This is a genomic window from Mycobacterium bohemicum DSM 44277 (genome assembly GCF_001053185.1).
GTDB lineage: Bacteria > Actinomycetota > Actinomycetes > Mycobacteriales > Mycobacteriaceae > Mycobacterium > Mycobacterium bohemicum.
In genome coordinates this window covers 1004660-1019924 of record NZ_CSTD01000001.1, presented here as the reverse complement: position 1 = coordinate 1019924, position 15265 = coordinate 1004660, and the positions used below count along the sequence as shown (strand labels likewise).

Here is a 15265-nt window from a genome sequence, read left to right as displayed (position 1 = left end):
TGCCTTGAAGACTGAGGTGGTTTGGGGCGTTGGAATCCTGCGACCCTTGAAGCATGGGCGACCGCCGTGCAAAACTCATCGAAACTGAAAACTTTTCCGCGAGAACGCCCAAAACCTCCGCAAACGTGTTGCACAGCAACGGATTTGAGAATGAATAATGTCTGGTAGAGGCCCGCGAGCCAAGGTAGTTCTTAGTTCTCAAGCGCTCCGGCCGGGAGAGGTAGCGGTCCAAGACGGGAAATCGGTCCAAGAGGGGACATACTGAGACCAACTTGTTCGCTCATCGATGCAGCGTAGCTAGGTGTTCAGACACGCAATGGGATGTCGACCCGCGCCACCGCCTCTTCGGGTCGGCGCTTTCGGAGTTCAGTCGCTAAGAGGTGACGTGCAAACAACGGCATGCGGACATACGTTTGGCGGTTGTGGCCGTGGTAGGGAGGTCGTGTGGGGACCGAACCGCCGTTGCTGCTTGTACTGGATCTGACTGGCACCTTCATTTTCGGACTCAACGGGGCACTCACAGCAGTGCGCGTTGCGCGGCTCGACATCGTGGGCGTGGTGACCCTCGGCATGATTACGGCGTTGGGTGGGGGAGTCCTCCGCGATGTTCTCATTGGTTCCATACCGCCTGCCACGTTTCGTGATTGGCGTTATTTCCCACTCGCCGCCGCTGGCGGGCTAATCGCGTTCGCCCTTAGCAGGCGCTTGGATCGGTTGGAGACGCCGATTACGTTACTCGACGCGATCGGGCTGAGCGTGTTCGCGGTTATCGGCGCGAACAAGGCCGTGACTGCCGGACTGGGGATTGGGCCGGCGATCTTGCTTGGCGTCGTGACCGGGGTGGGCGGCGGCACGATCCGCGACACGCTAATACGGCAGATCCCCACGGTGCTGCGCAGTGAGCTGTACGCCATCCCGGCCTTCGTAGCCGCCGCGATCACGGTCGCCACTATGCGGCTGGGCATTTACGGTCTGCCGGCCGCGCTGGGAGCCGCGGCGGTCTGCTTTGGCATCCGGATGGCCGGCGTCCGGTACGGCCTTAACGCACCGACCCCACCAGGGAACGACGAACCAGGTTCTCCGGTATCGGGTTCTCCACAGCCGCCTTCCGGGGTGTAGTAGTCAGCTAGCGAGCCAGTCGAGCGCGGCAACAACAAGTGCTTGGGTGCCGGTATCCAGGGTGGGTTGGATTACCGGGGCGAAAGTCGGCGAGTGGTTGACGGGGATGTCTTGGGCGACCCGCCCAGCGTCGGCAGCTTTGCGGTATTGCTGCTCGTCGATTCCACCGATCCCCCAATAGGTGTAGGGGACGCCGAGAGCATCAGGGATGTCGCTGAAGTCCTCACTGGCTGACTGTGCAGGCATCGTTGCGAATCGCTCGGCAAAGTATCCGGCGAACGCCTCGCTGACCCGGTCGGTGACATCGTCATCGTTGACCGTGAGCGGGAAGCGGTCGTAAAGCTCGAATTCGGCCGCTTTCGGCGAACCTGACGCCTGGCACTCGGCGACGACGATGCGCCGGATCGCATCGAGCACTGCACTACGTACGGCTTGATCGTAGGTGCGCAGGTTCAACTCCAGAACGGCTCGGTCACCGATCACATTGCTTTTGCTGCCGGCGTGGATGCTTCCGATCGTCAGGACAACGGTGTCAGTGGGGGCGACCTCTCGGGAGACGACGGTTTGCAGTCGCAAGACGATCATCGCCGCGAGCACCACCGGGTCGACGCCGGCCTGCGGCATGGAACCGTGGGCGCCGCGGCCGTAGACCGTGATCCGCATGCTGTCGGCGGCCGAGAGCACCGGCCCTCGATGGGTGCCGACGTGGCCGGCTGGCGCGGGGAGGACATGCTGGGCAAGGGCCACGTCCACAGGGGGTATGGCGCGGCTTAGCCCATCATCGACCATGCCGCGGGCACCGTCACCGGTTTCTTCGGCGGGCTGAAACAGCGCGACCACAGTGCCATGCCAGTGCTGGTCTCCTTCGGAGAGCAACGCAGCAGCGCCGAGCAAACAGGTGACGTGCACGTCGTGACCGCATGCGTGCATCACCGGGACCCGGTTACCGGAGCTGTCGGTGGCATGCGCAGTGCTGGCGTAGGGAAGGCCGGTGGCTTCCTGGACGGGCAGCGCGTCCATGTCAGCGCGCATCAAAACCGTTGGCCCGCTGCCGTTCCGCAGGACTCCCACTACGCCAGTGCCGCCAATTCCGGAAAGCACCTCGTAACCCGAACCGCGTAACCTCTCGGCGACGATGTTCGCGGTTCTACTTTCCTGATGGGACAGTTCAGGGTGCTGGTGGATGTCACGGTAGAGATCCTCCTGCCACGATCGAACTGCGGGTAGGCGCTCGAGAACGGCGTGGGCGGGGGTCGACGCGGTACGCATTTTTTCTCACCTCTGACGAATCATGGGCTCGGGCCGCGCTAAATCCAGTGGCGGGATCAGTGGCCGGCGCCACCGCCGTCCACCCCCATCGTGCCTCGACTCAAACTTCTCTCATCGAGCGACTCGTCGAACGGACGGCTCCCAGCCCTGTTCCCCCTCCGACGTCGCACCGCGGCAATCAGCCGCGGCTCGGCAAAAGTGTTCGCGCCGCCGCGCATCGACCCGAGCCAAGTGCGAGGCATGACAAGGAATTGCAAGCGATTCCCCGCGGCGGCCCGCGGCGTGGGGGACGACGGAAGCTCAGGGTTGGTCGGCGTGGCGACCGGCTAGGACCTGTGCCGAAATCCGACCGCACCTTGTCACGGCGTGGTCACAACTCGGCGGCAACACGCAGGCATCCGGTGAAATGCGCTGACACCATTAGGGCAGGTCACTGGACTTCACCGCATCTGTCGAAACCTCATGAACATGCGTCTTGCGGACTGTAAATCCGTCGGCCGACGCGCAAGAGTTTCGGCCCCATCGCGACGCTGAGACTTGGGCAACCCGCATAAAATTGCGAGTACTGGCCCTGTCCGTCCAAGCGCCAGCACTGTTACGTCGCGTAACACAAGGAGACATATCGCCAGTACGGGGGCACTCGACGTAACGCAGCGTGTGAGCGGTAAGTCCAGCTCAGCTCATATTTCCGCTGGATTCGACAGGGGTTCGAATCCCCTTAGCTCCACGCGGGAACCGCTAGTTAGAAGGCATAATCAGCGTTAGCTGAGACCGGCCAGGATAGGCCTCCGGTACAGCCCCGGTACACCAGACAAGCGCCCGAGCTGGCTGCGACGGCTGGCCGCGACGGCGTGGCCTGTGCTGATAGCAAACACCACTCCGCACGCCAATTGATGCTCCCAGAGTGCTGCCGTCGCCATGCTCCGGCGTCCGGCTGCGTGGCACAGGAGCCATCAGTTTGCGAAAGTTGAGGACCGCTGGACCAAGACGGTTCGCGACCCGCAAGGCAACAAACAGACCGCGCCCAGCGCCGACCACGGACGCGGATTACGCTGGCGTGCAAGGTACGTCGATGACGAAGGCCGTCAACATGCCAAGTCATTCGTACGCAAGGCCGACGCAAATCTGGCTCGACAACGAGGTCACACCCGCGCTGGCCACCGGAAGCTACGGCCACCGGACGCGTCTAGTGACCGTGGGCGCGGTGTATGCGTCATGGACAGCGGTGCAGGCCACATCGCGGCCAAACTGCGGTACCGGCAAGGGGTCGGTCCAGCATCCCTGTCTCGTTTCCAAGCATTTGAGAAGTCGCTAAGTTCGTGCAGGCGGGCATCGCGAACCGATCAGCCAGCTCGACCCGCGCTTGCGAGCAACTCCTCAAAAGCCGTCTGCATGCATTGGGCATACGTCGCCGGGTCTGGCAGCGCGTCGCGATCCGCAGTAGCGCTGATCGACAAAGTTCCGTTGTAGCTTGCAACGACATGGATGAGGTTCAAGCCGGCCACCAGCGGACCGAGACCCGCGGCGCGAACGAGTCGGGCTCCGCTGAAGAAGATCGGTTCGGTTGGACCTGGCACATTGGTCACAGTCGTGTTGGCGACCGTCGGGCCAGAGAACGGAAGCACGCTCGCGGCCTTTGCAGTCATCCCGAGCAGCGAGGTTGGCATTATCCCAACCAGCTCGAGCAGCTGGGTCGTGGTCGATTGATCCGATCCCGCACGACTCGGCGCGGTCTCTTCAGCGATCATGGCGAGCCGTTTGAGCGGATCGGCGATGTCGGTACCGAGCGATTGCAGCCGGCCGAACAATGCGTTCCCGTTGCTGGTCTTATCGCCCGCGTCGCGCAGTGAGATCGGGCAGGCCGCGACGAGCGACTCATCGGGAAGCTCGCCGTGGCCACCCAGATACTCGCGAAGGGCCCCGCCGACGTAGGCGAGCGCAACATCGTTGATCGTCGAGCCGGGCACGCTGGCCTTGATCCGCTTGAAATCGGCGAGATCGTGGAACCGAGCCTCGAAGACACGGTGCGGCGACACTGTTTGGTTGAAACGGGTCTTCGGTGCAAACGACGGCAAACTACCCCCGGCGACCCTAGACGCGACACCGTCGACCAGCTTGCCCGGCAGGCCGGCTAAGCCGCGGACTGCCTTCGGGGCATTCGACGCGAGTACTAGGGCCGCCCGCAACGGGTAGAGCGCCGCGTCGAACGCCGTGCGAGACAGTAAGTTTGCGGTCGTTGGAAGGGCGTCGGGGCGCCAGGGACTCTCTGGCCCAGCAGGGCGCGGGCTATCAGCGGCAAGGTCGTGCATTGCCGCGATCATCTCAACGCTCGCCATGCCGTCGACCGCACAGTGGTGCAATTTCAACGCCATCGCGAACGAGCCCTTCGGTACCCCTGGCACGGAATTCAGTCCCTCGATGACAGTGATCTCCCACGGCGGGCGTCGCAGGTCGATCGGTCGGGCGTGCAGCCGCGCGACTTGGATACACAGCTGCCGCCAGTCACCGGGCTGGGGCAGCCCGATATGACGGACGTGATACTCAAGATCGAAGCTCGGGTCATCTACCCAGTACGGCCTCTGCAACCCCCCCGGCAGCTCGGTCAACCGCCGCCGGAAGACATCCGCGAGGTGCAGCCGGGCGTCGAGCTCCTCGAGAATCCCCTTGAAGGTCACCTTGCCATCCGGGGCGGTTGACGGGTCATAGATCAGAAGCAACTGAATCTGTAACGGCGTCGCTGGTCGTTCCGCGCGCAGCATCATGTCATCGGTCCAACTCAACTGCTGCACAGACGGCCCCCTTCACGCACGCTCTCTTCGAAGAGTAGGCCGGTCATGCCGCTCAGCGGGAAATCGTGAGACAGTGAGAGACATCAGCTGCGGCAGGCAGAGCAGGTACGCCAGAGTGACCAGATCGCACACCCATTCGGCAGCGTGCCAAGAACTTGCCAAGACAGGCACGAACAGGGGGGACAGGGCGACACGGACCGGACGCGCAGACGTCCCTGACCTGGACGTATTAGACGCAGTAGAACGCTAGTTCACACTGTCCTCTTCCCTGGGGGTCAAGTGGTCGCAGGTTCAAATCCTGTCAGCCCGACGCATGTCGTGTCTCGGGACATCGTTGACAGGTGTCCCGAGACATGGTTTACACCTATTGCTTGTTTTCGGGGCTGTTGCCGCATTTGACGCCGCGTGGTTGGTAGTCGCGGGTGGGGTCGAGGACGAGTTTGCGGATGAGTGTTCCGGTGGTGCGGTCCAGGACGCGGATGTCGAGGTCGTCGATGAGCACGGTGACTTTGGTGCCGGTGCGGCGCTTGCCCAGGCCGATGTGGTGCAGGCGGCTGTTGTAGCGGATGGTGATGACGCCGGCGGCGTCGATGACATCGGTGCGCACGCGGTAGTGGGCGGGGATGACATAGCCGGTGGGGGTGGCTTTGGGTCGGTGGGTATAGGCCTGGGCCGGGGTGTGTCGGTCAAGGGCGCGGTGCGGTCGGCGCTGGTTGTAGTAGACGCGGAATTGGTCGCAGCGGTGTTGGAGTTCAGCGAGGGTGGCCGCGGGATGTGCAGTGAGCCATTTCTTTTGAGTTTGATGGAAGCGTTCCACTTTTCCGCAGGTCTGGGGATGGTAGGGCCGGCTGGTGAGGTAGTTGATGCCCAGTGTGCCCAGGGTGATCTCGAGGGCGGTGCGCCCACCGCGTCGGGGTGCTCCGGTGAAGATGGCGCCGTTGTCGGTCAGCACTGAGGCCGGTGGGCCATAGGTGGCAAAGGCGGTGGTGAAGGTTGTGGTGACGTCGGGGCCGCTGATCGTGCGCCGGGCCAGGCTGGCGATGGCTAGCCGGGAGTGGTCGTCGAGGATGTTGAGGATTTCGACGCCGCCGCCGTGAGCGAGGTGCCAGTGGGTGACGTCGGCTTGCCAGCATTGGTTGGGCAGTTCGGCCTCAAAGCGTTTCCAGGAGGAGCGGGGCCGTTTGTGGGGTTGGGGTGTGACGAAGCCGCGGCGTTTGAGGATGCGCCAAATCGTGGACACCGCAGGCGTATGGGCGATGCTGGGGTCGGTGGCCAGATGGGTGGCGATGGTGTCAGCGCCGGCATCGAGACCGCGTTTGGTCAGGGTCTTGCGTAACCGCACGATGCGGTCTTCGACGTCGGCGGGGACGGCCTGGGGGCTGTGGTGTGGGCGTCGCGAGTGCGGCACAAAGGCCGCATCGCCGTCGGCTTCGTAGCGTTTGCACAGCTGTTGGACCCATTGGCGGGACAGGTCGTAGTCACGGGCGACTTCGCTTTTGCTGCGGCCCTCGACCGTCACGGCGGTGATGACCAGATGTGCCTTCGACATGGCTAACCTCCCTGACTTGCAGAGGTGTCAACTATGTCGCGAGACAGCTGCCAACTATGTCCTGGAATCAGACACTGTCAGCCCGACAAGAGTTTCCGAGCGGAGGCGAAGAGAGCTGCTGACCGCGATTGAAAATGGCGCGTCTAAGGCGAACTTCTACGGTCATCTGCCAAGAAATAACGCCGCCGCCGGTTAGTTTCGGGCTTACCATGAGTAGCTGTGAGCAATCCATCACAAGGCGGGGAAGGTCGGCCTGGCCACGAAGTCAGCCCGCAGGCCGAGCCGCCATCACAAACTTCCCCTGATGTGTCGTGGGTCGAGTTCGAGATCGGGATCAGAAGTGAGGATCCGAGGGTAATTGAGGACAAGGTCATTGACAGCAGCGAATAGGCAAACCCAGCCATGACGACGCCCTCAGGCATCGAGATCTACTCGGCGTTCATCGAGGCCGAGCTGAGGGCCGAGAAAGACAGCCGAGATTCGGTAAATTCGCGCGCCGCTACCGCAGTTACGAGCGCAACAGCCCTGATTACGTTGGCGCTCGCCGTGATCGGTGTGCTAGTCGGCAAAGACCGCACTTTCCCGGCGTGTGCGCAGCCGTTTCTTCTCCTGTCGTTGGCGTTCCTTCTCGGCGCGGGCGCATGTGCTGTTGCGGCCGGCTTTCCATGGCGCCAGCGGTTCGTAAAAGCACGGACGCTCAACAAGATGCTCGACGCCCATCGCACCGATTCGGAAGAAGACGCACGCTACACGGTAGCTTATTGCAACATGGTGGTTCTCGTGTCACTAAGGTCAGGAACAACGATCAAGACGCGGTTTCTGCTTGTGTCGGCAATCTTTCAGATCCTTGCGATTGCTGCTCTCGGGGCATGCATATGGGCGCTCGTCACAGTTCGGTCCGATAATGATAAATATGCGGCCGCCGGTGTTCACCTGGACTTGCGAAGTCAATGCGCCGTTTCAGTCGCATCGAACACCATTCGCTAGTCCCAGGGCCGTCAACGGGCCGTACGGGTTGGCGGCAGCGCCCGAAAAGCAGTTTTGGTCAAGTGGGTGGGTGTACGTTGCAAACACCCTCGCGAGAGAACCGAGCCGAGCCGACCATGACGAAGTCCTTTGCCGCGCAGCACCACCAGTCGCACCCTATGGACGTCGCCGTGAGCGGTGCATACGTTCGCACGGGCAGTTGTGCCCGGCGCTTGTCGCCGCTGAACGGACTTAGTTGTGCTCTGTAGTCGGGGTCGATGATGTTGACCGCGTATGACCCGCCAGCCTTCCTGACCGATTTTGATCGTATTCCAGGGCAATTGGCCTGTTGGAGCCGCGCGGTATCGGGTTGGTTCGACGAGTCGATTGGGCTGCAGGACGCGCTGCTGCATGGGCAGCCATGCCAGTACTACAACCAGCTGAAGACACCACCGGTCGGGCCAGTCCTCGAGCAGGAGATCGTGTGGAACGCGTTTTCGGGGACGCTGCGCAAGCGCTGGGGTCGTGCGCGCGCCTTAGCACTGGCCGAGCAGCTGGCCCCGCTCACCGAGCGGATCGACGGTCCGGGCGCCTATCGGACCGGTGGTCAATGGCAGGATCTGCATTACCGGGCCCAGGATGAATACTGCGAGTGGCTGGTCACCCGGGATCCCGACGGCGGCATCCGGCGGGTGACATTCACCTCCGAACCCCCCGAGTACTGGCAGGCGCTAAACGGTGACATGTTGCCGAATCTCGACGGCTTGCCGACCTATCCCACGGTCGGCGATCCTGACCTGCTAGTCGAGCTGTACCGACACTACGTGAGTCCCGAGGTGGTCTACGACGACTTGATCTGCGGCGAGGACCTCATCGACTACACGGACCCGGACGCCCCAAAGGTGATGTACGCCCAGGGTTCCTACAACCCCTACAACCGGTGGAACACCGTCGACGGGATCATGCACCTAAGCCAGCCGAACAACACGCTGCGTGAAGAGATCCGGCTGGGGGCAGACGCCACCGTGTTGCGTTCACCGTCGGGATCGGGTGGGCGGCGGATCTTCGATGCCGACGCGCTCATCTGCTGCGCCAACTACGGCGGGGCCAACCGGTGCAGCGATCCCACGATCGGGGCCAGCGTCAATGACCTGGCGTCGCTGGGGTACGCGATCACCTTGCGCAACCCGGTCGGCCTCTACATCGACGAACTTGACGTCACCGGCTGGGCAACCCCCCAAGGTAAGCCGGTTGATCCAGGCTGGTTCCGGATTCTTCGCGGCGGCCCGGGACTCATCGAGCGGGCCGTGTTCGAGGTCCCTGACAGGTTGGGTTTCCGGGTCAGCGATCTCACCATCGGGGCCGAGCCGATAACCGTGGGCGGGCAACTGGCCGAGTGCATCACGGTCAAACTTGTGGGCCTGGCCTCTGAGGCCGGTAAGTATTCCAACACGACGGTACCGTGCGATTTCTCGTGCTGCGCGGATGCCGCCAACCCGTCGTTCGTCTACTTGCAGCCGCTGAGTGCGGCCTGCCCACCCGGCCGGATTCCCGCGTTCAACTACCCGGTGCCACACGATCCCGGCGAGGCTGATGATGACTGATGAGCGCGGTGCACCGGAGGAACCGGTGCTCGACATCGACGAGATCCAAGGGAACATCGTGCCCGGGTTCTTGAAGCCACACCAGGGAGTGTTGGCGCTGACCTTCGGCAATCTCCGCGGGGCCAAGACATGGATGCGTGATCTCGTGCCAAGTGTGACGACCCTGGCGCAGTGCATGGATTCACGCGTCAAGGTCCGCGAGTACCGAGGTCTGGGGGTAAACAGGCTGAGCACCCTGGCCAACCCGCCGCCCGACGTCGATGATGCGTGGCTCAACGTGGCGTTCAGCCGGGCCGGACTGGGCAAGCTGCTGGCCGGCGGCGCGCACGCCGGTGATGTCGCGGCTTTTGCCGACCAGGGGTTTCAGGCCGGGCTGGCGGCCCGGTCCGCGTTGCTCGGAGACCCCACCGACCCGTCGGCCGAGGGTAATCCCGCGCGCTGGCTGTTCGGCGGGCCGGGGCGCGAAGCGGACGTGCTGCTCATATGTGGCGCAGACCGCGCCGAAAAGGGCACGGAGCTTCTCGACGGCGTCCGGGACCGCGCGTTAGAGTGCGGCGCCAGCGTGCTGTACGAGGAGACGGGATCGAAGATAGACGCGATTGGCAAGGAGCACTTCGGCTTTCAGGACGGGATCTCTCAGCCGGGGGTTCGGGGCCGGCTGTCGAGCGACCCGGGTAGCTATGTCACAAACAGAATCATCGACCCATCGTGCGTTCCCGACGCCTGGCTTTACGGTCTGCCGGGCCAAGACCTGGTGTGGCCGGGGGAGTTCGTCTTCGGTTATCCGGGGAGCGCGGGGGATCCGCTGACGCCGGGGGCGGTGAAATTGCCGGGGCCCTCCTGGAGCCGCAACGGTTCTTACCTCGTATTTCGCCGACTGCGCCAGGATGTCGCGGCGTTTTGGACCTTTGCCGAACGCTTCGCGAACGGACTGTCGCGGCGCCCCGGGTTCTCCGGTGTAACCGCCGACTGGGTGGCATCGCGGCTGATGGGTCGCTGGCCCAGCGGGGCGCCGGTGTCGCGGTTGCCCTCCCACGATGACCCGACGCTCGGGGCCGACCGGCTCGAGAACAACGACTTTGGATTCGCCGCCGACGCTGTGGCGCTGCCGCTTACCAGCGGTGCGGGGCGCGGGAGCTGGCCAACGGCGCAAGCGGATCCGGTGGGGTTGACGTGCCCGTTGGCGTCGCACATCCGCAAGGTCAACCCCCGGGAGGTGTCTAATGACATGGGCGGACGCCATGCGTCGTTCGACCGGCGAATCCTGCGCCGCGCCTTGCCGTTCGGTCCCCCGCTGGACAGCCCGCACGGAGACGACCCGGTCACCGGCAACCGCGGCTTATTGTTTGGCTGCTACCAGACATCGATAGCCGACCAGTTCGAGTTTTTGAGCTCGGCCTGGGCCAACAGCACCAAGCGGCCCCGCAGCCCCGGGGGGTTCGACATGGTGATCGGCCAGAATGGGCGGCCCGGCGCCCGGCGGGCCCGATCGGCGATCATCTTCGGCCGCCACGCCAGCCCGGCGACCGTCGTCACGATGACCGATTTCGTGGTCGCAACCGGTGGTGGCTACTTCTTCACACCCTCGATCAGCGCGTTGCAGCAGGTGATTGCGCGATGACCCCTCAAGCGCTCATCGGATTGACCAGTTCATCGGCCACCCACTGCCGCTGGCATCCACTGTTCCCCAGCGAAGCACGCCATCAAGTCGGCAATGGGCTCTGGAGTTATCGGAGCCGCTTTACGGTAGATCGCCGCTATTAGGCAGCTGAGTTCAATCGCCGTTTTGGAACCCCCACGACCCTGCGTCGAAGGCCACCGCAACGCGTTCGGATTCGGAAACCTCAATCACCACCTAGTCCGCTGACTCCCGACTGCGGCAATCTTTCCCAACGGAGCGATGTACTTTAAGCCGGGAGATCCGGCTAGCCCATGTCCACCGTCGGCGCACTCTGCCGGACGTACGCGCCGCCCTACATGCGATCGAGGTTCCGGAATTCGGGGGCCCCGAACCAGTGGTCCTTAAGCTCTTTCCCGGCCTTATCGGCCTCGGCCTGGGAGGAGTTGTCCCACTTCGCGATCTCCCACAGGCCGAAATATGCCCAGCCGTTTCCGGGAAAAGTCCCCGTCGGGATTCGATTGGGATTGCCGCTTGGGGAATTGTTTATATTCAGGCTTGTTGACAGTAGCTGCTTGGCGTTCTCGAGATCCTCTTGGCCGGTATCCGTCTTGGGGCCCTCGGCGTCCGCCTTGCGGATCAGGATCGAGGCCATGGTCTGACTTGCGGGGTACGGCCACACGGGAGGCTCGTCATAGGACTTATCGGACAGGGCATTCTGGATATCCATAGCGCTTCGCGCAGCGCCAACCGCTTCTTCCCACTTGCTGCTCAAGGCCCAAACCCTCGCATGCCGCAGGTTGTCTAGCATCGCGGCCAGACACAGCTTGATGGGGCGTTCGGGCACGGTAATATCCGTAAGATCGCAAGTCGGATTAGGTTCGTTGTCGGCCTTCGCGGCCTCGCGATAGTTTTCCAGGTCCTTATCGAATGTACTCGCCGACTGCTCGAAAGGCTGTTTGTCCCAAATGTTTGCCATCAATTGCGTAAAATCATAGGCGACGTTTGCAAAAGGCTGGTCATTTAAACGATTCGGCTTCGGGAAGTTGCGGATATCCGATGTACTGGAAAAATTCATCCTCGCGAGATAGTAAACCGCCCTGTATAGATCCGCACGCATTCCATTTGCCTTATCGGGCGCCGATTGAAGCAGTTTCTCCGCGTACTGGTTGACGTCATTGTCATCGCCACTCAACGCTGCGGCGGCCACGACGAAATGAATATTGTGCGGATAATAGCCGTATCTGTAGCGGTCGCCGTCCGGACGATACAAATCAGGTTCCACGGCGAAATACCTTTCGTCGGCGTCGACCGCGACTTTGTTGACGCTAACTGCTTTCCGCATATCCCCTACGCGGAAAAAGATGTGGGACGGCATGTGGACCAGATGACCTGCATTCGGCGCAAGCGGCGCCAACAGCTCCGCGGATCGCTCAGCGTCCTCCGGGGTTGGCGACTGCTCCATCAGGTGGATATACCAGTGGAGGGGCCCTTCGTTCCGCGGATACTGAACGAAGTTCAATGCCCTCTCCAGTTCCCTCTTTGCCTCCGCGATCTGCTGGGAAGACCAAGCATATTTTGGCTGTCCGTTTTTATCCCAAAAGTTCCAGGGCGTCAGGTTCATGGCCGCATCGGCGAAAAGCGTCACGACGTTGGGATCATCGCTGCCGAACTCATGCAGCACTGGTTCCATTCCCTTGTAGTAGGCCTGATTACGAATCCCCTGACATACCTTTTCCTGCTTCCTGTCTTCCTTGTTCGGATTGCAATCCTGATATCGCCCGCGTAATGCCTGGATGATCTTCAGGTCTTCCTCATTTGGGGAGGCGCCCAGGGCCTGGTCGAGTGCATTATTCGCGGCCAACCGATCGTCTTCTGATTCTTTCTTCATATTGAGGTCGACCCCCAACACGAGTGCTTGAGCCCAATAGCATGCGGAGCAACGAATTCCATTATGCCTGGCCTCTGAGGCCGCTTTGCGGAATGCTCGATAAGCTTCGCGGTTGTTGAAAGCGAAGTAGAATCTCAGGCCCTGATCAAAATACTCCTGCCCCACCGGTACATACCAATGGGCGCTTCCAATGTGGGGATACAGCGGTGGCTCAGGATCATTCTTGGCCAGGACAGATAATGGGCAGGCGTCGGTCTCGGGACTTAGCATCCCCACGCCATCGTCCATGGCCTGATCCGTATCCATAGTCGCAACGCGTTGCGTCGTGGTCACTCGGGGTGGACTCGAACAGCCACCTCTCGCCTCGGAGGGTGAGCAGCATGCGGCAACGGTGAAAGCGAAAATAATCGCCCCTACCGACAACCTGCTTCGGAAGATACTGAACATGATTCCCTCGGACCGTGCCGGCAGACTCATTGGGATGAACGGCATCCTATTCTGCAATGAGTCACGTCGCCACCATGTGAAGGAACCGCTTCCTGGCGATTCCCTCGCAAGTTCCAGCAGGTTGCTTTTGTGTTCGCTCGACGCAGCCACCATCACAACTGCGGCCAAACTGCAGCCGTAGGTCGCCCCGAAGGCACCCGCGCACCTGACCTCACAAGTGTGGCGTAACCACCAAGAGGCGACGGCCCTCCTGGTGCGTTGCCGCGCCACTCGAAACCGTCGACGGCGTCAAGGACGACTACCTCGCAGCGAGGAAGTCGATGGACGGGCCCCAACCTGCCCGAGTTCAACGGCAACGTGCGGTCGACGTATAACCCAGATGGTGCGCATCTCGGAGATGCGCGCTGAGCGCGGTTCTCTGACTCTGGCGCTGGGCGGCTATTGCGTTCGCGCGAAGCTCGTCAATGCTTCTTGGCGCCACCCGGTCAGGGGCATGATGACCGTCATGGACGCTGAACTGAAACGCTGGCTGGACTCCGGCGACCACTTCGACTACCTCGGCTTCGACATCTTCTACCGCATCGAAGGCAGCGGGCCTCCGCTGCTGCTGATCCACGGCTACCCGTTCAATTCCTTTGACTGGGCGCCGATCTGGCCGACGCTGACGCAACGGTTCACCGTCATCGCGCCCGACATGATGGGCATGGGATTCTCCGCCAAACCCGTGGCCTACCAATACTCGGTGCACGACCACGCCGACATGCACGAAGCGCTGCTACAGCACCTGAACATCCACAACGCCCACATCCTCGCCCACGACATCGGCGATTCGGTGGGCCAGGAAATGTTGGCCCGTCACGAGTTCGGCCAGCAGGCCTACGGCCCGCTGCGCATCGACTCGATCACCTGGCTCAACGGCGGCATGTTCATCGAGGCCTACACGCCGCGGGCGGCGCAGAAGCTGATGTCGGGCACCGCCTTGGGTGACGTCCTCAGCAATGTGCAGGGAAGCCCGCTGGCCCGCCGGCTGCTCGAACCCACGCTGCGCGAGATGTTCGGCCCGAACACCAAGCCGAGCCGGCACATGATGGAGGTGTTCAACCAGATCCTGGACTACAACGACGGCCGCAAGGTGCTGCACAAGGTCGGCCGGTTCATCAACGACCGCTACACGCACCGCAACCGATGGGTGCGCGCCATGCGGCAGACCGCCGTTCCGATGCGCTTGATCGACGGGCCAATCGACCCCAACTCCGGTGCCCACATGGCCCGCCGCTACGCCGAGGTGATACCCAACCCCGACGTGGTGATGCTCGCCGACGACATCGGGCACTGGCCACAACTCGAAGCGCCCGACGCCGTACTGACGCACTTCCTCGCCCACATCGATCGCGTCGCGGCCGGCTGAACCTAGCGGGGCAACACGGCCTCGATGGCGCTGACGACCTCGGGGGCGTCGGGCTCGGTGCGGGGCCGAAACCTGTTCACGACCTCACCGCCGGGTGCGATCAGGAATTTCTCGAAGTTCCACTGAATGTCTCCCGCCGCGCCCTCGGCATCGGCGGCCTTGGTCAACTCGGCGTACAGCGGGTGGCGGTCGGCGCCGTTGACGTCGGTCTTCGCCAGCAACGGGAACGTGACCCCGTAGGTCGTCGAGCAGAACTCTTGGATCTCCTCGGCGGTGCCCGGCTCCTGGCCCATGAACTGGTTGCACGGGACGCCGATGACCGTCAGGCCGCGGTCGCGGTAGTCCTTGGCTAGCCTCTCCAATGCCGTGTACTGCGGGGTCAGTCCGCACTTGGAGGCAACGTTGACGATCAGCGTTGCGCCGTCGGACAGGTCGGCCAGTGTGGTCGGCTGGCCGTCGAGGGTGGTCAGGGGGATGTCGTTGAGGGTCACGCCGACGACGCTAACACCAACGTGTACCGACCCATTTCCGGGAGATGTCATAGTCGCGGGCGGACTTCGCTTTTGCTGCGGCCTTCGACCACCGGAGGGTTCCGTGCATTCCAG

The 15265-nt window shown here is 62.6% G+C and carries 10 protein-coding genes; 5 read left to right on the top strand and 5 right to left on the bottom strand.

Annotated elements, in window-relative coordinates:
* The first annotated feature begins 444 nt into the window (after positions 1-444).
* A complete protein-coding gene (locus BN971_RS04925; protein ID WP_066911758.1) occupies positions 445-1119 on the top strand; it encodes a trimeric intracellular cation channel family protein in 675 nt (224 codons plus the stop codon).
* A 3-nt stretch (positions 1120-1122) separates the two neighbouring features.
* On the opposite strand, the gene BN971_RS04920 is transcribed toward BN971_RS04925, so the two are convergent.
* From BN971_RS04920 to BN971_RS04910, 3 genes are all read right to left on the bottom strand, one after another.
* The gene (locus BN971_RS04920; RefSeq protein ID WP_066911762.1) at positions 1123-2388 is read right to left on the bottom strand and encodes an amidohydrolase; all 1266 of its coding nucleotides are present in this window, start codon (positions 2386-2388) and stop codon (positions 1123-1125) included.
* A gap of 1343 nt (positions 2389-3731) precedes the next feature.
* A complete protein-coding gene (locus tag BN971_RS04915; protein ID WP_066911765.1) occupies positions 3732-5177 on the bottom strand; it encodes a WS/DGAT/MGAT family O-acyltransferase in 1446 nt (481 codons plus the stop codon).
* A gap of 364 nt (positions 5178-5541) precedes the next feature.
* Positions 5542-6726: an IS481 family transposase gene (locus BN971_RS04910; RefSeq protein ID WP_090349834.1), complete on the bottom strand. Its 1185-nt coding sequence runs from the start codon at positions 6724-6726 to the stop codon at positions 5542-5544.
* Positions 6727-7128: 402 nt separating this feature from the next.
* Here BN971_RS04910 and BN971_RS24470 point away from each other — a divergent pair, with 402 nt between their 5' ends.
* The 3 genes from BN971_RS24470 to BN971_RS04900 all read left to right on the top strand — a co-directional run bounded on the left by BN971_RS24470 (position 7129) and on the right by BN971_RS04900 (position 10917).
* Entirely contained in the window at positions 7129-7713 is a 585-nt protein-coding gene (locus tag BN971_RS24470; RefSeq protein ID WP_139027043.1) for a hypothetical protein, read from the top strand.
* 257 nt (positions 7714-7970) lie between these two features.
* Positions 7971-9296, top strand: coding sequence for a hypothetical protein (locus tag BN971_RS04905; protein ID WP_264028529.1), 1326 nt, complete (start codon positions 7971-7973; stop codon positions 9294-9296).
* Positions 9286-10917 carry a Dyp-type peroxidase gene (locus tag BN971_RS04900; RefSeq protein ID WP_085181543.1) on the top strand — a complete coding sequence of 544 codons (1632 nt, stop codon included), beginning with the start codon at positions 9286-9288 and terminating at the stop codon, positions 10915-10917. Before BN971_RS04905 ends, BN971_RS04900 begins: the two co-directional genes overlap by 11 nt.
* A 352-nt stretch (positions 10918-11269) precedes the next feature.
* Here the strand turns inward: BN971_RS04900 and BN971_RS04895 are convergent, their stop codons facing one another.
* Complete coding sequence (locus BN971_RS04895) at positions 11270-13093, bottom strand: hypothetical protein (protein WP_245836821.1); 1824 nt, start codon at positions 13091-13093, stop codon at positions 11270-11272.
* A gap of 664 nt (positions 13094-13757) precedes the next feature.
* Here BN971_RS04895 and BN971_RS04890 point away from each other — a divergent pair.
* Positions 13758-14660 carry an alpha/beta fold hydrolase gene (locus BN971_RS04890; RefSeq protein ID WP_085181696.1) on the top strand — a complete coding sequence of 301 codons (903 nt, stop codon included), beginning with the start codon at positions 13758-13760 and terminating at the stop codon, positions 14658-14660.
* Between the two features lie 2 nt (positions 14661-14662).
* Here BN971_RS04890 and BN971_RS04885 read toward each other — a convergent pair whose 3' ends face one another.
* The gene (locus BN971_RS04885; RefSeq protein WP_085181544.1) at positions 14663-15151 is read right to left on the bottom strand and encodes a glutathione peroxidase; all 489 of its coding nucleotides are present in this window, start codon (positions 15149-15151) and stop codon (positions 14663-14665) included.
* Positions 15152-15265 lie beyond the last annotated feature (114 nt).